The sequence below is a fragment of the Kribbella sp. VKM Ac-2571 genome, from assembly GCF_004362255.1.
GTDB lineage: Bacteria > Actinomycetota > Actinomycetes > Propionibacteriales > Kribbellaceae > Kribbella > Kribbella pratensis.
The window spans coordinates 110,950-129,107 of the sequence record NZ_SNWS01000024.1 but is presented as its reverse complement, the minus strand read 5'-3'; the positions used below and the strand labels follow the sequence as shown (position 1 = coordinate 129,107).

Sequence of the window (18,158 nt, the reverse complement as noted above, 5' to 3'; positions counted from 1 at the left end):
GTCACAAAGCGGACCGTCAGGCGCGCCACGGCATGTGCTGGAGGGCCCAGGTGTTGCCGTCCGGGTCCTCGAACCAGGCGTAGTACACACCGCCGAGGTCCTCGGTCTCGCCGACCTCGACGCCGCGGCCGATGAGCTGCTGACGCGCGGCCTCGATGTCCTTCACGACCAGATGCAGAGCGCGCAGGGACCCTGGCTCCATGTCGGCCATCGGCAGACCCTGGAGCAGGCTGATCGAGCAGTACGAGCCGGGCGGCGTCAGCTGGACGACGCGGACGCCGTCCGCCGGCGACACGTCCACGTCGACGTGGAACCCGCACTGCTCGGAGTAGAACCGCTTCGCCCGGTCGATGTCCGACACCGGCACCGGGATCAGCTCGAGCAGGAACGCCCCGGGCTGAACCAGCGGCGCACCGGGGTCGTCGGGGATCTCCGAGGCGTCCTTCGGGATGTCGGTCGTGGTCGGTGGCGGCGTCGGCAGATCACTCATACGAGCTCCCCCGCTTGCTCATGCGGACTTCTTCGTAGCCTTCTTGGCGGCCTTCTTCGCCGTCGTCTTCTTCGCGGCGGTCTTCTTGGCCGGCTCCGCCTTCTTGGCAGCGGCCGCCTTCTTCGCCGGTGCCTTCTTCGCTGGCGCCTCACCACCGCCGGCCCGCCGTGCCTTGGCGGCCTCGACGGAGGCACGCAGCGCGGCGACCAGGTCGACGACCTCGGCGCCCTCGGTCTCCTCTTCCTCGGACTCCGGCAGCGGGATGCCCGCCGCCTTCGCCTCGACCACCTTCTCCAGCGCCTGCCGGTACTCGTCGTGGTACTGGTCCGGGTCGAACTCACCGCGCAGCGTGTCGATGTACGACGAGGCCATCGCCTTCTCCTGGGACCGGATCTCCACGTCCTCCGGCGGTGCCGCGAACGACTTGTCGCGGACCTCGTCCGGCCACAGCATCACCTGCAGCACCAGGACGTCGTCGACCGTCCGCAGCAGCCCCAGGCTCTCCCGGGACCGCAGCGCGACCTTGACCAGCGCATACAGCTCGGAGCCGTCGAGCGCGTCCCGGAGCAGCACGTACGGCTTGGCGCCGGGTCCGCCGTCGGCGGCCAGGTAGTACGACTTCCCCAGGTACAGCGGGTCGACCTGGTCGGCCGGCACGAACTCCAGCACGTCGATGACCTTCTTGCTGGACAGCGGCAGGTCGGCGAAGTCGTCCGAGTCCAGCACCACCATCCGGCCGTCCGGCATCTCGTACCCCTTGCCGATGTCGGAGTACGGCACCTCTTCGCCGTCGATCGAGCAGATCCGCTTGTACTTGATCCGGCCCCCGTCGGCGACGTGCACCTGACGGAACGAGATGTCCTTCTCCTCGGTCGCGGAGAACACCTTGATCGGGATCGTCACCATCCCGAACGAGATGGCCCCCTTCCAGATCGCCTGCATCGCCATCAGCTCCCTAAGTGCCCTTATGTGCGGCTTGTGTGCCGCTTATGTGCGCTGTCCGCCGCGCGGCCCCTCCGCCGCGAGCAGATCGGGGATCTCCTGTGTCGCGTACCACAGCAGGTCTTCACCCTCGCACGAATCGAGGGCGAACACAGCGTTGTCATCACCGCTCTGGGCGGCGTCCCAGAGGTCCGCGGCCTTACCGATCACCGTGGTCGCCTGCGCCGCGTCCAGATGCACGGACGCCACCGACCGCCACGGAATCACCACGTGCAGCTCCAGCTGGGCGTCACCGAGCTCCATGGACCCGTCGGCGGGCGGTACGGCGCTGACCTCGGCCGCGATCACCACCCGTCTCCGAGAGGTACCCGGATCGGCGGCCAGCAGTCCCACCGAGGCGCGGGCCGCCTGCGCCATCGCGGCGTACTCCAGCTCCTCGTCGTCGCCTTCGACGTACCACTCGCGCAGCGCCGGTGTCACGGCGTACGCGGTCAGCGGCGCCGGGCCGATCTCGCCGGCATTGCACGCCGCGCTCAGCAACCGGAGCGTGGACGGTACGTAGACCCTCATGAGCCCGCCTTCTTGGTCTGTTTCTTCCGGCCCCGGGGAGCCCGGTTCCGGCTGCCCCTGGTGGTGTCCAGCAACTCGTCCAGGGCATCGGTCACGCATTGGGCGAAAACGGCGAGGTCCGGCATGGCGGTGCGGTCCGCGTTCAGACCGTAGTACACCTTCCCGTCGTACGACGTGACGCCGACCGACAGGCCCTGACCGGGCATCAACGGAACCACCGGGTACGACGCGAGCATCGGGGCACCCTGCGCGTACAGCGGAAACTGCGGACCCGGCACGTTGGTGATCACGACGTCGTCGATCGGCCGGACCGTGGCAGTCGCGACCCGGGCGGCGAGCGCGTGCAGCGTGGTCGGCGCGAACCCGGCGATCCCGACCAGCGAGCGGGCGCTGACCGCCCGGCCGGTGTCCTTGTGCACCTTGGTCTGGTACGAGATCTGGTGCAGCCGCATGACCGGGGAGTTCTCGCCGACCGGCAGGTTCACGCTCGAGGCGATCACCCGGGAGCCGAGCGACGTGGGCTCGTCGTCCTCGTCGTCGCGGATGCTGACCGGGACCACGGCGCGGACACTCCGGGTCGGCCCGACGCCCTCGCCACGGGTCATCATCCAGGCCCGGAACGCGCCCGCGACCACCGCGAGGACGACGTCGTTGACCGTGCCGCCGTGGGCCGCGCGGATGGTCCGGTAGTCCTCCAGGTCGGTCTGCACGGTGGTGAACCGTCGCTGACCCGATGTCTTCACATGCAGTGAGCTCTCCTGCGCATGCCGCTGCGCGACGAGGGAGCCGACCACGTCGCCGAGCACCTCACGGACCGAGGTCGAGCCGGTCAGGCTGGCCATCTCGGCGCGGGCCAGCTCCAGGACCGCGCTCGGGTGCCTGGTGGCGTCGGTGAACACCCCGGCGAGCAGCTCCAGCGCGGACGGCGGATGCTCCGGCTGCCAGGTGTCTACCGGCGTGTCGTTGGGCTGCGCGGTGGAGTCCAGGACGACCTGGCCGATGTCGACCGTGCTGTTGCCGTCGACAAGCGCTTGATGGGACTTCGCGATGATCGCGAACCGGTCGCCCTGCAGGCCCTCGACCAGGTACATCTCCCACAGCGGGCGAGCCCGGTCGAGGCGCCGGGACATGATCCGGGCGACCAGCTCGAGCAGCTGCGCGTGGGTGCCGGGGCGCGGCAGGGCGGAGCGCCGGACATGGAAGGTGATGTCGAACTCTTCGTCGTCCACCCACACCGGCCCGGCGAACCGGCCGGGCACCTGCTGGACCCGCTGCCGGTACCTCGGGACGAACGCGATCCGGTCCCGGATCAGCGCCACCAGGCTCTCGTAGTCGAACCCCTCGTCACCGTGCACCGGCGGCTCGAAGATGTCGACCGTCCCGACGTGCATCGGGGTGGCCGGCGACTCGGCCTTGAGAAAGGTGAGGTCGAGCGACGTCAACCGGTCGGGCACGGCGGTCACCTTCCTCTCGTTCGACGGATTCTCACCCTAGCGGGCCGCACGGACAGTGGGCTGCGACACTGCTTGTACGGGAACACTGAGCTATCCGTGTTCGTCAGGCAAGAGGGTGTGTCCCGCACCCTGAGAACTCCGTTGACCCTTTGAAAGGCTCCAGGACCGATGCGTTCGACGCTCACTCGCGGTGCCGCCACCGCACTCCTGCCCGCCCTCGGCATGCTGGTCCTCGCCGGCTGCGGCGGCGACGACACCGGCGGCACCAGCACGCCCTCGCCGAGCGCTCCGGCCAGTACGCCGACGTCGACCCTCCCGACCAGCACCCCGACCCCGGGCAAGCCGAACACGAGTTCGCCGTCGAACACCGCCGACCCGTCCGGTGAGCAGGCGGACGTCACCGTCGACATCACCGTTGCCAACGGCAAGGTCAACCCGAGCGGCGCGACGATCAAGGTGAAGGCCGGCCAGAGCGTGCTGGTCAAGGCGGTCAGCGACACCGCCGAGGAGCTGCACATCCACGGGTACGACAAGGAGCTGGAGCTCACCCCGGGCAAGCCCGCCTCGGTCAAGTTCACCGCGAACATGAAGGGCACGTTCGAGGTCGAGACCCACAAGAGCGGCAAGCTCGTCGCAAAACTCGTTGTCTCGTGATGTTGCCCCTGATCCTGCCGTTGCACGGGATCGGCGGTCGGCAGGACCTGCCGGTGCCGTTCGGGCTGGCGGTCGGTGGGGCCGCGGTGGCGGTCGCGCTGTCGTTCGTCGTACTCGGGCTGGCCTGGCGTAGCCCGAAGTACCGCGGCAACGCCTCCGGCGTACCGTTGCCGACCGCAATCACCCGGACCGTCGACGCCGGCTGGTTCCGGTGGATCGTCCGGCTGTTCGGGCTGGCGACCTTCCTGTACGCGATGGTGTCGCTGGTGTTCGGCGTCGACCGGCTGACGAACCCGATCTTCGGCTTCGTCTACATCCTGGTCTGGGTCGGGCTGGTGCCGATCTCACTGGTGTTCGGCCCGGTCTGGCGGACGCTGAACCCGCTGCGCACCATCCACCTGCTGCTGTCGAAGCTGCTCCGGCAGCCGCCGTCCAAGGGGCTGCTCGAGCTCCCGGCCTGGGTCGGTCTGTGGCCGGCCGCGCTGGGCATCTTCGCGTTCACCTGGCTGGAACTGGTCGCGCCGGACCGGGCCACGATCCCCGTGCTGCAGGCGTGGATCGCGCTGTACGTCGTGATCACGATGTTCGGAGCGGTCCTGTTCGGGGACCGCTGGTTCGCGCAGGGCGATCCGTTCGAGGTGTACGCGACCTTGATGTCGCGCCTGTCGCCGTGGGGTCGCCGTACCGACGGACTGCTGGTGCTCCGCCGGCCGCTGGAGAACCTTGACGGCCTCCGACCGCAGCCCGGACTGGTGGGGATGGTGGCGGCGCTGCTCGGCTCGACGGCGTACGACGGGTTCTCGAACTCGTCCGCGTGGATCGGCTGGGCGCAGAACCAGGACATCTCGATGACCTGGCTCGGCACCGGCGCGCTGATCATCTTCATCCTGTTCGTGCTGATCACGTACTCCGGCGCCACGGTCCTCGCCGGCCGGCTCTCCGACAGCTCGCGGACGTCGCTACCGGGCCTGTTCGCGCACTCCGTCGTACCGATCGCCTTCGGGTACGTCGTCGCGCACTACCTGACCCTGTTGATCCTGGAGGGCCAGCGGACGCTGATCTACCTGAGCGACCCGCTGAGCAACGGCGCCAACATCTTCGGCACCGGCCTCCTCGCGGTGAACACCGGCATCACCAACCACAGCACGGCGATCTCGGTCATCCAGGTCCTCGCGGTGGTCTGCGGACACCTGCTCGGCGTCATCTCGGCCCACGACCGCGCGGTCGCCCTGTTCCCCCGCGCAAAGGCCCTGGCCGGCCAGCTCCCCCTACTGATCGTCATGGTCGGCTACACCTGCGGCGGCCTACTCCTGCTCTTCTCCTCTTGATGTACACCCCAGCAGACCGCTCGAGCCTCCGCGACGCCCTGGTCGCGGCAGCTCGAGCAGACGCGCGTGTCGCGGGCGCTGCACTCACCGGCTCGGCTGCGGTGGGTGCAGAAGACAGGTGGTCGGACATTGACCTGTCGCTCGGCCTCGCACCAGACGCAGACCAGTCCGGCGTTCTAGCCGACTGGACGGACCGCATGTACCGCGAGCACGCCGCTGTCCATCACACCGACGTCTGGTCGCGTGGCACCGTCTACCGGGTGTTCTTGCTGCAGTCCACGCTGCAGGTGGACATCGCCTTCGCCCCGGCCGAGGAGTTCGGCGCACTAGGCCCCACGTTCCAACTGCTCTTCGGCGAGGCCGTGGAGCAGCCGCAGTGGAGTACACCCGCACCCGTCGACGTCGTAGGTATGGCGTGGTTGTACGCGCTGCATGCGCGGTCGAGCATTGCCCGCGGCAGGGTGTGGCAGGCCGAGTACATGATCAGTGGAGTGCGGGATCACGTGCTGACGCTGATGTGCCTGCGCTACGGCGTACCGCACTCGCAGGGGCGTGGGCTGCATCTGTTGCCGTCGGACGGCGCGTCTGCTGTGGAGGCGACTCTGGTGCGGTCGCTGGATGTGGAGGAGCTGCGGCGCGCGTTCCGTGCGAGCGTCGACGTACTGCTGCTTGAGGTCGAGTACGTCGACGCGGAGCTGGCGGTCAGGTTGGCGGGGCCGCTTCGGGGGTTGACGGCTTCGGGAGACTTCGGCTCGTGATCACCAGCAGGATGAAGGCGATCATTCCGACGATCAGGTGGGAGTTGCCGGGGATCGACTGCCAGAAGGTCCAGCTGAGCTCGCGGTCGTCGCGGAACGGGACCCACCAGATCGAGCGCAGCACGAACAGGCCGTAGAACAGTACGCCGGTGACGACCGCGGGGTTCAGGCCCCAGACGCGGTTGACGCCGCGGATCAGGCTCACGCCGAGCGGGATGATCCACACCCAGTGGTGGCTCCACGAGATCGGCGACGCGTACAGGACCGCGAGCGCCATCACCGAGATCGCGGTGACACGCTCGTCGGCGAGCCAGTACTTCCGGGCCAGCCACAGCACCGCCAGCCCGAACGCCGCCGACAGCACGAACCAGGTCGGCTGCACCCAGCTCGCCTCGTCACCGATCCGGTGCAGGAACCCGTTGAACGACTGGTTGCCGGTGTAGGCGATCCCGCCGACCCGGTTGGCGTCCAGGATCACGTCGGTCCAGTACCGCCACGACTGGTGCGGCACGATCGCGAACCCGATCGCCATCGTCGCCAGCAACCCGAGTACGGCGTTACGCAGCGCACGCCACTGCTTCGTCACCACCAGCAGCGCGAGGAACGGCAGCGGGGTGAGCTTGACGCCGATCGTCACACCGAGCCAGAACCCGCGCAGGCGCGCGTCGTTCGGCCGGATCAGGTCCAGCAGGATCATTGCGGTCAGCAACAGGTTGATCTGGCCGAACTGGATCGTCTGCCAGACCGGCTCGAGCAGCAGCGACAGCACGGTCAGCGCGATCAGCACCGCCGTACGCTTGCGCTGGGTGAAGAACGACCAGAACGTCTTGGTCAGGCTGGCCCGCCACAAGGCGGTGATGCACAGCACCGAGATCGTCGTCCAGACCACCAGCGCGACACCCCACGGTACGGCGCCCAGCGGGACCATCGCGATCGCGGCGAACGGCGGGTACGTGAACGGGAGGTTCGAGCCGCCGGGGAGCTTCGCGTCGTACAGCGAGTCGCCGTGCAGCAGGACCGAGCCGCCCATCCGGTAGACGCGCAGGTCGATCATGCCGCCGTACAGGTGGCCGATCCAGGCGCCGAGCGCCACCAGGACCGCACATCCGGCGATCGCGATGATCACGCGACGACGACCGGCCGGACGAGTTGGGGAGGAAGGAGGGGTGGTCACGGTCACGTCAGGTCGGCTCCGAACAGGGTTTCCAGCGCTCGCCGGGTCTCGTCGTACTCGGTGTGAAGAATCGCGGTCATCCCGACCGCACGGGCGCCGTCGACGTTGAGCTGCATGTCGTCGACGAACACGCACTCGGCCGGCTCGAGGCCGAGCCGCCGGGCGGCCAGCTCGAAGATCTCCGGCTCGGGTTTGCGCAGGCCCACCTCGCCGGAGATGACGATGTCGTCGAACATCCCGTCCCAGGTGTCCCGCGGGTAGGTGTTGCCCCAGGAGTTCGACAGCAGCGCGGTCCGGATCCCGCGCTCGTTGACGCGGCGGACCAGCGCGGACATCGCGGGCTGGTGCTCGAAGTGCGCGAACATCCGCTCGATCAGCCCCTCCGCGGGGACCGGCGTACCGTCGCGGCGGAGGAGGATCGACGCGAGTTTGCGCTCGAAGTCGGGGACGGCGATCTGGCCGCGTTCGAGGGCGTGCACCGGGTTGAGCTCGGCGGTGACGCTCTCCGACGGCAGCCATTTCATGACTGCTTCGAGGTAGGAATCGAAGTCGAAATCGTCCAGCTCGGCCCAGCGCCGCAGCGCCGGTTCGAGGCCGGAAGTGAGTACGCCGCCCCAGTCCACCAGCAGACCACGCGGCACCGCCCGCTCCTCGACCATGCGCGCAAGCCTACTCAGACGACGGTCGCTCTCACCCTCCCGACCCTCACCCTCACACGCTGTGCATGCTCGCCCCAGGGTCCGTCAATACCCCCGGCGTCGGTTGGTCCTCCCCAGGGTTGGTCAGTGGCCGTATTCGATGCTGACGTCACCCGAAGACGTCTTCGCGGTGATCGTCCGGGTGGCGTTCGGATCGATCTTCACGTTCGCAGACTCGTCGCCCGACGACGTGTCGGTGTCCACCTTGTACGCCTCGGCGCCGGACGGGAGCCGGATCGAGACGTCGCCGGAGCTGGTCTTCGCCTCGACGGTCTGCGGCGCCTCGGTGAAGTCCAGCGACGTACTGCCCGAGCTGCTGTGCGCTGTCACCGAGGTCGCACTGAGCCCGTCCGCCTCGAGATTGCCCGAGCTCGACTTGAGGTCCAGCGGACCGCCGACGTCGTGCACCTCGATGTCGCCCGAGCTGCTCTTCAGCTCCGTCGCGCCTTCGATCCCGTTCACAGTCATGTCTCCGCTGCTGCTCTCGACCGTGAGCTTCAGGTCCCGCGGCACCGTCAGGACGTACGTCGTCTTGCACCCGAACGACAGGAATCCGCAGCCGCCGCTGGCCAGCTCGAGCTTGCCTTCGCTCTCGTCGTACTTCTCCTTCGGGTCCGAGCCGAACACGTTCCGCTCGGACTGCCGGTCGATCTTGACCTCGGTCCCGTCGCCGGGCCGTACTTCGACCGTCGCGGAGCCGCCTTTCACGAGCAGCGAACCGCCCTGCACCGGGTAGCTGGCCTGACTGTTCTTGGTGCCCTCGGTCAGCCCGGTGAGCGCCCAGTACGCCCCGCCGAGGATGAGAGCGACGGAGATGGCGATCCCGTACCGCCGCTCGACGCTCATCGAGCTCCGCGGCCGGCCTTGGACATCAGACATGACGCTCCCTCAAGTGCGGGTCGAAGTGCTTCCAACCCTGGCACAGCGCGGCCCTGCTGTCGGCGGGGATGTCCCCCAGATCCCACCGACTCGACCCTGAGTGCCCGGCTCAGACAGGGACGGAATGGAGGTCGTTGGCGACCGCCGTGGCGAGCTGCTGGAACGCCTTGCGGAGCTTGCTCGACTTCGCCGCCTCGGCCAGACTGCGCCCGTGCGCGACCGCGGTGTCCGCCGCACTCAGGTCATAGGGCAGCAGAGCGGCGTTGTCGATCCCGGCGTACTGCCGCAGCGCGTCCAGCGCCGCGTCCCCCGGCGAGCTGCCGAGCGACCCGGAGCGCAGCCGGTTCACCACCACACGGGTGTTGACCGACGGTACGACGGCACGCAGGTCGTGGACCGCCCGGATCAGGCGGGTCAGACCGACCGGGTCCGCCGTACCGACGACAATGACCTCGTCGGCCTCCTCGAGCGTGACCACGGTCGCCCCGTTGCGCCGCGGCGCCAGCGAGTCGAACGAGATCTCCTCGTCGGTCTCGATACAGAACCCGGCGTCGACCACCGTGATCGGCGCCAGCGTGCGCGCGGTCGACCAGATTGCCTCGACCGCCGCGGGCCGCAGCTCGGTCCACCGGTCGGCCCGGCTGAGTCCGGTCAGCACCAGCAGATGCGGGTTCACCTCGCGGGCGTGCCGGGCGAGCATCACCATGTCGAGCGACCCGTTCGACGCAGATCGGGCCGCGGCGGCCAGGCCGGAGGTCTCGTCGAGCATCCCGAGCATCTGCGCCACGGTCCCGCCGTACACGTCGACGTCCGCGAGCAGCGTCGGGACCCGCTTCGCCGCGAGTTCAGAGGCGAGGTTGACCGCGACCGTCGTACGGCCGGGCGCGCCGGTCGGTCCCCAGACCGCGACCAGCCGGCCCGTGCCCTGCGGGAAGGCGGCCGGTTGCGGGTTGCCGGCGTTCTCCGGCGAGAGCGGGACGAAACCGCCCGCGAAGTGCGAGCTGGTGATCGGCGGACCGGCATCGACCGCATCGGAGATCGCCCGGCTGAGGTCCGCCGGACTCACGTCCGCGGGCAGGATCCGCTCGATCCCCATCCGGCTCAGCCGGTCCTCGGCGCCGAACGGCGCACCGGTCTCCAACGGATCGACCAGGGCGAGCACGGCGATACCGCGGGCATGCAGGGCGGCGACCGCATCGGACGACAGCCGCGGCAGCGCGTCGGCGAGCAGCACCGCGCGGGCCTGACCGCTCGCAGCCGCCGCCATCACGTCAGCGACGTCGACACAGCGCCGTACGATCCGGATCCCGGGAGCGCCCTCGGTCCGCCGTACGACGTCCGCTTCCCACGGCGCCCCGGTGACTGCCAGCAGTACTGGGACCGACATCAGCCGTCCTTCCGGACCAGGGTCGGCTCGCCCGTGCTGATCGCGGTCAGGGCGGCCGGAATCCGAGGCAGATCGTCCGAGGCGAGGGCGATCGTCACCTGCCTGCGCGCCGAACCGCCCGCGACACCCTTCACGGAGTCGATCTGCAACACGCGGACGCTGCTCCACAGGGGCCGAGCGGTCTGGCCCTCCTCCTTCGGCACCACCCACACGTCCACGACATCGCCGGGCGCGGTGTCGGACGGCAGGCGACCGGTCGCCACCGACAGCGGGAACTCGGTGCGGTCCTGGTCGGACTTGGGTACGGCGGCGTCCCTCGGAACGAACTCTCCCTGGCCCACCGTCCGGCCGACGACCAGCCCCTTCAGATCGGCGTCGGCGGACAGGTACCGCCCCGAGTCGTCGCCGCTGGTGAAGCGGACCCGGACCGTGGTCAGGTCGTCGTCGGTCAGTGGGGTCCCGGCCTTGAGCTCGTGCTTGGCCGCCCAGATCGTCGTGGTGTCGTCCGCGGACGACAGCAGCTTGGCTCCGGCCAGCGCGGTGACGGCGACCAGCAGCACGCCGAGCACCAGGCGACCGTCCTTCCAGCGCGCCTTCCGGTTGCGCTGGGCCGGTGCGGCCGACGCCCCGAAGCCACTTCGCACTGCTGTCTCGACCACGTCGTCTCCCCAGTCGGTCTGCTGATCCCGGGACATTCTGCCTGCTGCCCGCTCGCAGCGTGAACGGTCATCCACAGGCTGTCATGGCCTGGGGACAAACTCGGTCATCCACTCGCCAACCGTGGCAAACTGAAGGAACCAGCCACTATCCGAAGGAGCACGACGATGCCGGGTCCCCGCTTCCTCCAGTTGGCCGACGTCGCCGAGGTCCTCAACATCTCCGCCAACCAGGTGTACGCACTGGTCCGCCGCGGCGACATCCCCGCCGTGAAGATCGGCGGCCGCGGCCAATGGCGAGTCGAGTCGACCGAGCTGGAGAAGTACATCGAACGCCTCTACACCGAGACCAAACAGTTCATAGACACCCACCCCTTCGGCGAAGAAGCAGACACCCCCGAAGACGCCAACCTCTAACCCCCGCCCCCTCGGCGAGCTGGCGCCAGAGGGCTTGGCACAGGAAGTGGAGTCTGGACACAGGACGTGGGGTCTGGGCACAGGAACTGGGGTCTGCGCACAGGAAATGGGGCTTGGGCACAGGCTGGTGTGTCTGGGCATAGGCAATTGCCTGTTCCCTCACCCCATTAGGGGTGCACTGCCCGCGCCCTGCCCCGTGGCTAGCGGCGGCGCAGGGCGCGGAGGGCCTGAGCACAGGAAGTGGCGTCTGGGCACACGATGTGGGGTCTGGACACAGGAAATGGGACTTCGGCACAGGCTGGTGTGTCTGGGCATAGGCAATTGCCTGTTCCCTCACCCCACGAGGGGTGCACTGCCCGCGCGGCTGCCCGGTGGCCAGCGGCGTCGCAGGGCGCGGAGGGCCTGGGCACAGGAAATGGGGCTTGGGTGCAGGGTGGTGTGTCTGGGGACAGGTAATTGCCTGTTCCTTCACACCAGTTGGGGTGCACTGCGCCGTGGCTGGTGGGGAGGGCTAGCGGCGGCGTAGGGCGCGGAGGGCTTGGGTGGGGACCAGGCGGACGTTGTACACCTCACTGCGGCGCCGGGGCGCGTCCAAGGGGTGCTCCGCGAGTTCCAGGAAGTCGGCGCCGACGCGGTCGATCGTGCCGGTGACCGGACCGCCACCGCTGCAGAACAGGGTGACCGGTGAACGATCCCGGGCGATCCCCCGCAGCAGATGCGCGAGTCCGAGTTTCCCCTCGACGGCTCCGACCGCCGGCTCCGCCCACGGCCCGAGGCGGTGTACGGCGACCAGCGCGTCGACCGGGATCAGCCATTCCTCGTAGCGCTCGGTCTCGAGCAGCAGGCAGTCCTTCCCGACCCGGCTGAGCAACCCGCGGACCGGCTCCGCGTCGATCAGTTCGACGCGTACGACGGTGTTCACCGCCCCGCGCAGACGGTCCAGGACCGTGATCTTCCCGACCTCGGCGCGGATCCGATCGGCGACCTCGCCGTACAGATCACTCTCCTGGAGCGCCTCGAACTGCGACTCCAGGTCCGCGAACAACGCATCCCACCGCATGACCGTGAACCTACCGGTCCCGGGCGCCACCGCGCCCTGCGACGGTCACCGTCCGCAGCGGAAACCGACGCAGCGTGTGTTAAGGACTTGCAAAACTGCCGCAGATCCGGTCTATAGTGGTCAAGCCAACGCAAACTAAAGCAAACTCATAGGTCGTGGGCGAAGCGGGATGAATGCGATGATCCGGGCGGTCAAAGGCACATTCGCGCTGGCCGGACTGGTCGGGCTCTACCTGTTGCTGCGGTGGATCACCGCGGGATCGATCAGCGGCCTGCGGACGTACGATCTGGACTCGCTGACCGTTCTCGCCGTCGGGACGGTCGCCTGGATCGCGTACGGGTGGCTGGTGCTGGCCGTCGTACTCACAGCGCTCGAGCAGATCCCGGGTGCGGTCGGTGCACTCGCGGGAGCCGTCGCAGGCCGGATCACCACCAAGACCGCCCGCGCACTGCTCCGCTCCGGCCTCGGCGTCGCCGCGGTCACTCCCCTGACCGTCGGCGCCGCTCACGCGAGCCCCGGCGACACCGCCCACGTCAGCCAGTGGACCCAGCCGTCCTCCGCCACCCTGTCCACCGACTACCGCGCCACCGAGCCCCGCTCCACGGTCCTGCTCGGCGGCACCGACACGTCGTTCCGCGCCACCGAGCCCGCGTCCACTGTGGGGATCGGCGGCACGGAGACGGGCGGCGCGGAGATCGGCGGCACGAAGACCGGCGGCACGGAGACCGGGCTGCACCGCACGAGTGCCGACAGCACGGCTACCCGTCAGCAGAGCAACGACTACCGTGCGACCGAGCCCCGATCCACCGTTGAGCTCGGCGGCTCCAAGAGCGCGCCGCAAACGCCGCAGATGCCGCGAACGCCGCAGACGCACAGCGACTACCGCGCCACCGAGCCGCCGTCCCAGGTCCACCTGACCAACCTCACGCCAGGCACGCCGACTCGTCCCACCACCCCCACCACCCCCAGCACGCCGGCCCGCCCCGCCGCCAGCACCCCGACGTCTACACCGACGTCTACACCGACGAAGCCCACCACCAGCACGCCGGCCCGCGCCACGACCAGCACGCCGGCACGTCCCACCAGCAGCACGCCGGCACGTCCCACCAGCAGCACGCCGACGCCGACGAAGGGCCCCACGGCCGCGCCGACACCGACGAAGCGCCCCACGACCGCTCCGACGCCGACGAAGGCCAACACCAGCAGGCCGAACCACCCGGCCGGCCACGGCACCCCGGCCACCGGCCGCCCCTCGGCCGAGCGGAAGGAAACTGACCGGCCCGCTGCTTCCGGCGGACCCGTGGACGCCGGCGCAGGGCAGAAGGGTGGGAACGAGCTGCCCGCGGGTGGGCGTGCGCGAGTTGGTGTGCCGGATCGGCCGACCACCGGTGCGCCGACCCGGTACACGAACCTGCGGCCATCCGTGCCGGTGCGGGTCGTCGTACGGAAAGGCGACTCGCTCTGGAGCATCGCCGCCCGCGAACTCGGCCCCCGAGCGACCGCCGAGGCGATCGCCGCCCGCTGGCCGGACTGGTACGCCACGAACCGCCACGTGATCGGGAACGACCCCGACCTCATCCTCCCCGGGCAGGTACTCCGCATCCCGCCCGCACCCACCGGCGACCACCTCTCGCCGCACCCCGAGGAGCAGTGACATGAGCCAGCCCCACAACCTCCGGCCGGAAGACCTCCCGCTGGAAGACCTCCAACCCGCTGCTGCTCTCACCGCCGTCCCCACCCGTACGACGGACCGCACCGGAGCCCGCGCCGCTCAAGAACACCCCGCCCCCACCCACCCGGACGCAACGGAGGCTCCCATGACCGTCCCAACCCCGACCTCCCCGTCAACCAACCCGACCCCCGAACCCGAGCCGACCACCGCGCCGCCGACTCCCCCGGTCAAGGCGATCCCGACCACCGCAGCTGCCGCCACGCCGTCAGCGCCCGCCGAGACCCCCGCCGCACCCGCAGCCACGGCAGCAGGAACCGCACTCGCCAACGCCGCAACTGCTGGAGCTGCGGTTGACCGCTCCGCGGTTGATGGAGCTGCGGTTGCTCGCTCCGCGGCTGGTGAAGGTGCCGTTGCTGGAGCTGCGGTTGACGGCTCCGCGGTTGATGGAGCTGCAGTTGCTGGCTCCGCAGTTGCTGGCTCCGCGGTTGGTGACAGTGCGGTTGCTGGAGCTCCGGTTGCTGGCTCCGCGGTAGGTGGTGCAGCAGTTGATGGAGCTGGGGTTGGTGGCTCTGCGGTTGGTGGAGGTGGGGTGGATGTCGCGGGGATGCTGGCTGCGGTGGCTCGGCCTCGGTTGGCTTCGGTTGGCGGTGGGTCGGGAGAGCACACTGTGCCGGCCACCGCGCGGTACGCCGGGGAGCTGACGGACGGGGCGTTGGCGCTGCGACTGCAGGCGATTACGCGGCTGGGCGTCGCGTCCGCGCCGCGACACCTGTCGAGCATCGACGCCGCTGCCACGCCCCAGCCCCAGACCGCGCCTCCCGCCGGCGAAGGGCCGGCGAAGGAGGGCCGGAAGCTCAGCGTGGTACCGCCGGTTGCAGGCGCCACGCACGCGGTCGCGGCGCCTGGGCAACCTGACGGGGCCCGGGCGTCGCTCAAGTCAGCCAACACCAACCCGACCGACACCACCCCCACCACCACGCCGACCGACACCCTCGGCAGCACCACGCTGGCCGCAGCACCGTCCAGCAGCACACCAGCCGACGTCCGCTCCGCCACCACGCCAGCCACCACCACTGGCAGCACCACGCCGGGGGCAGCCCCGGTCAGCAGCACACCGGCCACCGTCCAGTCCACCACCACGACGCCAGCCACCACCGGTGGCAGCACCACGCTGGGTGCAGCCGCGTCCGGCAGCACACCGGCCAGCGCCCGCTCCACCACCACAGCGGCCGACGGCCGTTCCCGCACCGCGCCGGCCGTCGCGAGTGGGGTGGCGGGTGTTGGGAAGCGGGGGGCTGGGCGGGCTGCGGGGGCTCAGGACGGGCGGGGGCAGGGCGGGGTTGGGGGGCCGGAGGGGCGGCCGGGGGTGGCTCCGGTGTTGCCGGAGGTTCGGGTTTGGGGGGCTCGGTTGGCTCAGGCGGTTTCGGAGGTGCTGGCGGGGGATCGGCCGATCTCGCAGCTGGTGCGGTTCACCGATGACGTGGTGTTCATGGAGCTGAATCGGCGGGTGCGGATGCTCGGGATGAACTCGACCGCGGGTACACGGGGGTCGAAGGAGAAGAGCACCGTGCGTTCGGTGCGGGTGTTCATGCCCCAGCCGTGCATCGCCGAGGTCGCCGCGCACGTGCGGCACGGGGAGCGGTCACGCGCGGTCGCGTTTCGCCTGGAGGTCCGCCGCAACCGCTGGGTCTGCACCGCGCTCGAACTCGGTTAGAGCGAGAAGCGGCGAACTCTCGGCCGAGGTTCGGCGTCTCATCAGGCGCAATTCGATTGTGCTGCTTCTGTCATGTGGTTGGAGGCGGGGCAGCGTACGTTGGCCGAGGTCTTCTGGTTCGGGGGAATGGGATGTTGGAGAGTGCAGCCGCCGAGGCGGCGTGGCAGGTCGATGTTCGGGAGTTGACCGCGGCCGAGCGGGCGCGGGTCCTTCCTGCGGTACGTCGGCGACGGTGGAGCGAACGCATCCCCGTGCTGTATCCGTTGGCAGTGCGCTACCACCGTGCCGCCAAGCGGCTGGAGTGGATGAGGTCCAGCACGCCGTACGCCGGGACTCGCGACGTCAACGACCTACCGGTGCGCATCAAGCGGCACAAGTCGTTGCTGTTGCGGCAGCTCGGTGAGACCGAGATGTGGATGCAGCACAACAAGGTGACGAACCTGAAGCTCGCCTGCTCACAGGTCGACGGGCTGGTGATCCGGCCGGGTGAGACGTTCTCGTTCAACAAGGTGGTCGGCAACGCGACCCGCCGCAAGGGGTATATGAAGGGCATGCGACTGTCGAACGGGCAGGCCAAACCGGGTATCGGCGGCGGCATCTGCCAGCTGGCGAATCTGCTGCACTGGATGGTCCTGCACTCGCCGTTGACCGTGACGCAGCGATCCACCCACAGCTTCGACCCGTTCCCCGACAACGGGCGGGTGCTGCCGTGGGGTGTGGGCTGCAGCATCGTCTACAACTACGTGGACCTGCAGTTCCGCAACGACACCGATCAGACGTTCCAGCTGCATGTGGGCGTCGGCGATCGCTACCTCGAGGGCGAGATCCTGGCCGACGTCCCGGCGGAGTCGTCGTACCGGGTGTTCGCGAAGGAGGAGCGGTTCCTCCGGGTCGGCGCGGACTACTTCCGGCGGAACGAGATCTGGCGGACCGTGATCGATCGCCGCACGGGTACGGCGGTCCGCGACGAGTTGATCCGCGAGAACGTTGCCCTGGTCAAGTACCTGCCGGTCGACGTACCGGTGCTGGACGTCGTTCTCCCGGACTGATCACCCGAGCAGCGAGCACCCGTACTTCTCGAACAGCGCCGCCACGTCACCCGAGAACCCGCTGTGCAGTTCGCGCAGCATCGCATGCGTGGTCGCGGACATCACCAGCACGTACCGCGCCGGTTCCTCGGCCGGGTTGCCGAACGTGTGCGGCACGCCGCGCGGCCCGACGATCCCGGACCCGGCCGGTACGTCGTAATCCTCGCCGTCGATCCGCATCCGCATCGTCCCGGACAGCACGTACCAGGCCTCGTCGTCGGTGTGATGCACATGCAGCGGAGCCTGCCACGCCACCTCGTCCGACGTACGTCCCGCCGCCTCCCACTCGGCGAGGACGAGGCCGGATCCCTCCGGCGCCACCGTCCGCCCGAGCAGCGGAACCCCTGACAGGTCGTCGCGACGTGCCACCAGAATCTCCTTCTCGCCGGCGAATTTCCCATCCTGGCCGCGCGAATCCAACGATGCAACAGAAAGCGCCGCCAGTGGAGAAGCGGTGCCACTGGAACTGTCGGCGGGGCGTAGCAGACTGGAGAGGTGACTGTGGTCCTCGTCGAGCCGTACCGGGAGCGCCCCGCGCGCATCGCCGGCGCCGACCTCTGGACGCGGACGGCAGCGGGCGGTGAGTACCGGATCCTGCCCGACGGCTGCATGGATCTGCTGCTGATGGACGACGACCTGATCGTCGCCGGACCGGACAGCCGCGCCTGGACGGGCAGCGCGCCGCGGGGCACGCGGTACGCCGGAATCCGCTTCGCGCCGGGCGCCGCGCCGGGATTCCTCGGCGTACCGGCCCGTGAATTGCTGAACCAGCGGGTCCGCCTCGCCGACCTGTGGTCGCCGAACCGGAGCAGACGCCTGCTGGATCGGATCCGGTCAGCGCCCGACCGCGCGACCGCACTCGACCTCGAGGTCGCCAAACTGGTCGAGGAACCGACCGACCGCCTGACCGCGCACGTACTGCGCAGCGTCCGCGGCGGCCTGCTTCGCGGCACGGCCGGCGTCTCCCGCCTCGCGGCGACGATCGGCCTCAGCGAGCGGCAGCTGCACCGGCGCTGCCTGGACGCGTTCGGCTACGGCCCGAAGACGCTCGACCGGGTGCTGTGGATGAACGTTGCCCTCGATCACGCGCGCACCGGCGTCCCGCTCGCCGACGTCGCCGTACTCACCGGGTACGCCGATCAGGCCCACTTCACCCGCGATGTGAAAGCTCTCACCGGTCTGCCACCGAAGATCCTCTTGGGCTGACAAACTGCTCC

20 protein-coding genes are annotated in these 18,158 nt (G+C 69.5%); 9 read left to right on the top strand and 11 right to left on the bottom strand.

The window, feature by feature from the left end; all coding sequences use genetic code 11:
* Positions 1-16: 16 nt before the first annotated feature.
* From EV651_RS37785 to EV651_RS37770, 4 genes are read right to left on the bottom strand one after another with little or no spacing between them, the layout of a single operon-like run.
* Entirely contained in the window at positions 17-490 is a 474-nt protein-coding gene (locus EV651_RS37785; RefSeq protein ID WP_133790383.1) for a VOC family protein, read from the bottom strand.
* Between the two features lie 18 nt (positions 491-508).
* Entirely contained in the window at positions 509-1,432 is a 924-nt protein-coding gene (locus EV651_RS37780) for a Ku protein (protein WP_133790381.1), read from the bottom strand.
* A 45-nt stretch (positions 1,433-1,477) separates the two neighbouring features.
* Positions 1,478-2,002 (bottom strand): hypothetical protein, encoded by a 525-nt coding sequence (locus tag EV651_RS37775; RefSeq protein WP_133790379.1) that lies wholly within the window; start codon positions 2,000-2,002, stop codon positions 1,478-1,480.
* The gene (locus EV651_RS37770; protein ID WP_133790377.1) at positions 1,999-3,456 is read right to left on the bottom strand and encodes a wax ester/triacylglycerol synthase family O-acyltransferase; all 1,458 of its coding nucleotides are present in this window, start codon (positions 3,454-3,456) and stop codon (positions 1,999-2,001) included. The genes EV651_RS37775 and EV651_RS37770 overlap by 4 nt, the downstream gene beginning before the upstream one ends.
* A gap of 168 nt (positions 3,457-3,624) precedes the next feature.
* On the opposite strand from EV651_RS37770, the gene EV651_RS37765 reads away from it, so the two are divergent.
* Genes EV651_RS37765 through EV651_RS37755 form a run of 3 tightly spaced genes read left to right on the top strand, consistent with a single transcriptional unit; the run spans position 3,625 to position 6,196 of the window.
* Positions 3,625-4,110 carry a cupredoxin domain-containing protein gene (locus EV651_RS37765; protein ID WP_133790375.1) on the top strand — a complete coding sequence of 162 codons (486 nt, stop codon included), beginning with the start codon at positions 3,625-3,627 and terminating at the stop codon, positions 4,108-4,110.
* Positions 4,110-5,438, top strand: coding sequence for a hypothetical protein (locus tag EV651_RS37760; protein ID WP_133790373.1), 1,329 nt, complete (start codon positions 4,110-4,112; stop codon positions 5,436-5,438). Before EV651_RS37765 ends, EV651_RS37760 begins: the two co-directional genes overlap by 1 nt.
* Positions 5,438-6,196, top strand: coding sequence for a nucleotidyltransferase domain-containing protein (locus EV651_RS37755; protein ID WP_133790371.1), 759 nt, complete (start codon positions 5,438-5,440; stop codon positions 6,194-6,196). Before EV651_RS37760 ends, EV651_RS37755 begins: the two co-directional genes overlap by 1 nt.
* Here the strand turns inward: EV651_RS37755 and EV651_RS37750 are convergent.
* From EV651_RS37750 to EV651_RS37730, 5 genes are all read right to left on the bottom strand, one after another.
* The gene (locus EV651_RS37750; RefSeq protein ID WP_238157457.1) at positions 6,141-7,322 is read right to left on the bottom strand and encodes a glycosyltransferase 87 family protein; all 1,182 of its coding nucleotides are present in this window, start codon (positions 7,320-7,322) and stop codon (positions 6,141-6,143) included. The genes EV651_RS37755 and EV651_RS37750 overlap by 56 nt on opposite strands.
* A gap of 50 nt (positions 7,323-7,372) precedes the next feature.
* The gene (locus EV651_RS37745; protein ID WP_133790369.1) at positions 7,373-8,029 is read right to left on the bottom strand and encodes an HAD family phosphatase; all 657 of its coding nucleotides are present in this window, start codon (positions 8,027-8,029) and stop codon (positions 7,373-7,375) included.
* A 123-nt stretch (positions 8,030-8,152) separates the two neighbouring features.
* Positions 8,153-8,947, bottom strand: coding sequence for a DUF4097 family beta strand repeat-containing protein (locus EV651_RS37740; protein WP_133790367.1), 795 nt, complete (start codon positions 8,945-8,947; stop codon positions 8,153-8,155).
* 109 nt (positions 8,948-9,056) lie between these two features.
* Entirely contained in the window at positions 9,057-10,334 is a 1,278-nt protein-coding gene (locus EV651_RS37735; RefSeq protein WP_133790365.1) for a hypothetical protein, read from the bottom strand.
* Positions 10,334-11,029, bottom strand: coding sequence for an SAF domain-containing protein (locus tag EV651_RS37730; RefSeq protein WP_238157456.1), 696 nt, complete (start codon positions 11,027-11,029; stop codon positions 10,334-10,336). Before EV651_RS37730 ends, EV651_RS37735 begins: the two co-directional genes overlap by 1 nt.
* A gap of 129 nt (positions 11,030-11,158) precedes the next feature.
* Here EV651_RS37730 and EV651_RS37725 point away from each other — a divergent pair, with 129 nt between their 5' ends.
* Positions 11,159-11,407, top strand: a complete 249-nt coding sequence (locus EV651_RS37725) for a helix-turn-helix domain-containing protein (RefSeq protein ID WP_133790363.1) — start codon at positions 11,159-11,161, stop codon at positions 11,405-11,407.
* A gap of 511 nt (positions 11,408-11,918) precedes the next feature.
* Here EV651_RS37725 and EV651_RS37720 read toward each other — a convergent pair.
* Complete coding sequence (locus EV651_RS37720) at positions 11,919-12,467, bottom strand: hypothetical protein (protein WP_130382387.1); 549 nt, start codon at positions 12,465-12,467, stop codon at positions 11,919-11,921.
* A gap of 169 nt (positions 12,468-12,636) precedes the next feature.
* Here EV651_RS37720 and EV651_RS37715 point away from each other — a divergent pair, with 169 nt between their 5' ends.
* The 4 genes from EV651_RS37715 (at position 12,637) to EV651_RS37700 (ending at position 16,902) form a co-directional block, all read left to right on the top strand.
* Positions 12,637-14,121, top strand: a complete 1,485-nt coding sequence (locus EV651_RS37715; RefSeq protein WP_133790361.1) for a LysM peptidoglycan-binding domain-containing protein — start codon at positions 12,637-12,639, stop codon at positions 14,119-14,121.
* A gap of 368 nt (positions 14,122-14,489) precedes the next feature.
* Positions 14,490-14,672, top strand: coding sequence for a hypothetical protein (locus EV651_RS37710; protein WP_133790359.1), 183 nt, complete (start codon positions 14,490-14,492; stop codon positions 14,670-14,672).
* Between the two features lie 134 nt (positions 14,673-14,806).
* Positions 14,807-15,853, top strand: a complete 1,047-nt coding sequence (locus EV651_RS41685; protein ID WP_166658918.1) for an Rv3235 family protein — start codon at positions 14,807-14,809, stop codon at positions 15,851-15,853.
* Positions 15,854-15,984: 131 nt separating this feature from the next.
* Positions 15,985-16,902: a VanW family protein gene (locus tag EV651_RS37700; RefSeq protein ID WP_166658922.1), complete on the top strand. Its 918-nt coding sequence runs from the start codon at positions 15,985-15,987 to the stop codon at positions 16,900-16,902.
* On the opposite strand, the gene EV651_RS41680 is transcribed toward EV651_RS37700, so the two are convergent.
* A complete protein-coding gene (locus EV651_RS41680; RefSeq protein ID WP_166658921.1) occupies positions 16,903-17,310 on the bottom strand; it encodes a cupin domain-containing protein in 408 nt (135 codons plus the stop codon).
* 126 nt (positions 17,311-17,436) lie between these two features.
* Here EV651_RS41680 and EV651_RS37690 point away from each other — a divergent pair, with 126 nt between their 5' ends.
* On the top strand, positions 17,437-18,147 hold the full coding sequence (locus EV651_RS37690) for a helix-turn-helix domain-containing protein (protein ID WP_238157455.1): 711 nt from the start codon (positions 17,437-17,439) through the stop codon (positions 18,145-18,147).
* Positions 18,148-18,158: the final 11 nt, after the last annotated feature.

What these genes read in the sequence shown, in the direction of transcription:
- EV651_RS37785 (WP_133790383.1), bottom strand. Translation starts at nt 490, where the DNA reads ATGAGTGATCTGCCGACGCCGCCACCGACCACGACCGACATCCCGAAG.
- EV651_RS37780 (WP_133790381.1), bottom strand. Translation starts at nt 1,432, where the DNA reads ATGCAGGCGATCTGGAAGGGGGCCATCTCGTTCGGGATGGTGACGATC.
- EV651_RS37775 (WP_133790379.1), bottom strand. Translation starts at nt 2,002, where the DNA reads ATGAGGGTCTACGTACCGTCCACGCTCCGGTTGCTGAGCGCGGCGTGC.
- EV651_RS37765 (WP_133790375.1), top strand. Translation starts at nt 3,625, where the DNA reads ATGCGTTCGACGCTCACTCGCGGTGCCGCCACCGCACTCCTGCCCGCC.
- EV651_RS37760 (WP_133790373.1), top strand. Translation starts at nt 4,110, where the DNA reads ATGTTGCCCCTGATCCTGCCGTTGCACGGGATCGGCGGTCGGCAGGAC.
- EV651_RS37755 (WP_133790371.1), top strand. Translation starts at nt 5,438, where the DNA reads ATGTACACCCCAGCAGACCGCTCGAGCCTCCGCGACGCCCTGGTCGCG.
- EV651_RS37745 (WP_133790369.1), bottom strand. Translation starts at nt 8,029, where the DNA reads ATGGTCGAGGAGCGGGCGGTGCCGCGTGGTCTGCTGGTGGACTGGGGC.
- EV651_RS37740 (WP_133790367.1), bottom strand. Translation starts at nt 8,947, where the DNA reads ATGTCTGATGTCCAAGGCCGGCCGCGGAGCTCGATGAGCGTCGAGCGG.
- EV651_RS37735 (WP_133790365.1), bottom strand. Translation starts at nt 10,334, where the DNA reads ATGTCGGTCCCAGTACTGCTGGCAGTCACCGGGGCGCCGTGGGAAGCG.
- EV651_RS37730 (WP_238157456.1), bottom strand. Translation starts at nt 11,029, where the DNA reads ATGTCCCGGGATCAGCAGACCGACTGGGGAGACGACGTGGTCGAGACA.
- EV651_RS37725 (WP_133790363.1), top strand. Translation starts at nt 11,159, where the DNA reads ATGCCGGGTCCCCGCTTCCTCCAGTTGGCCGACGTCGCCGAGGTCCTC.
- EV651_RS37720 (WP_130382387.1), bottom strand. Translation starts at nt 12,467, where the DNA reads ATGCGGTGGGATGCGTTGTTCGCGGACCTGGAGTCGCAGTTCGAGGCG.
- EV651_RS37715 (WP_133790361.1), top strand. Translation starts at nt 12,637, where the DNA reads ATGAATGCGATGATCCGGGCGGTCAAAGGCACATTCGCGCTGGCCGGA.
- EV651_RS37700 (WP_166658922.1), top strand. Translation starts at nt 15,985, where the DNA reads ATGTTGGAGAGTGCAGCCGCCGAGGCGGCGTGGCAGGTCGATGTTCGG.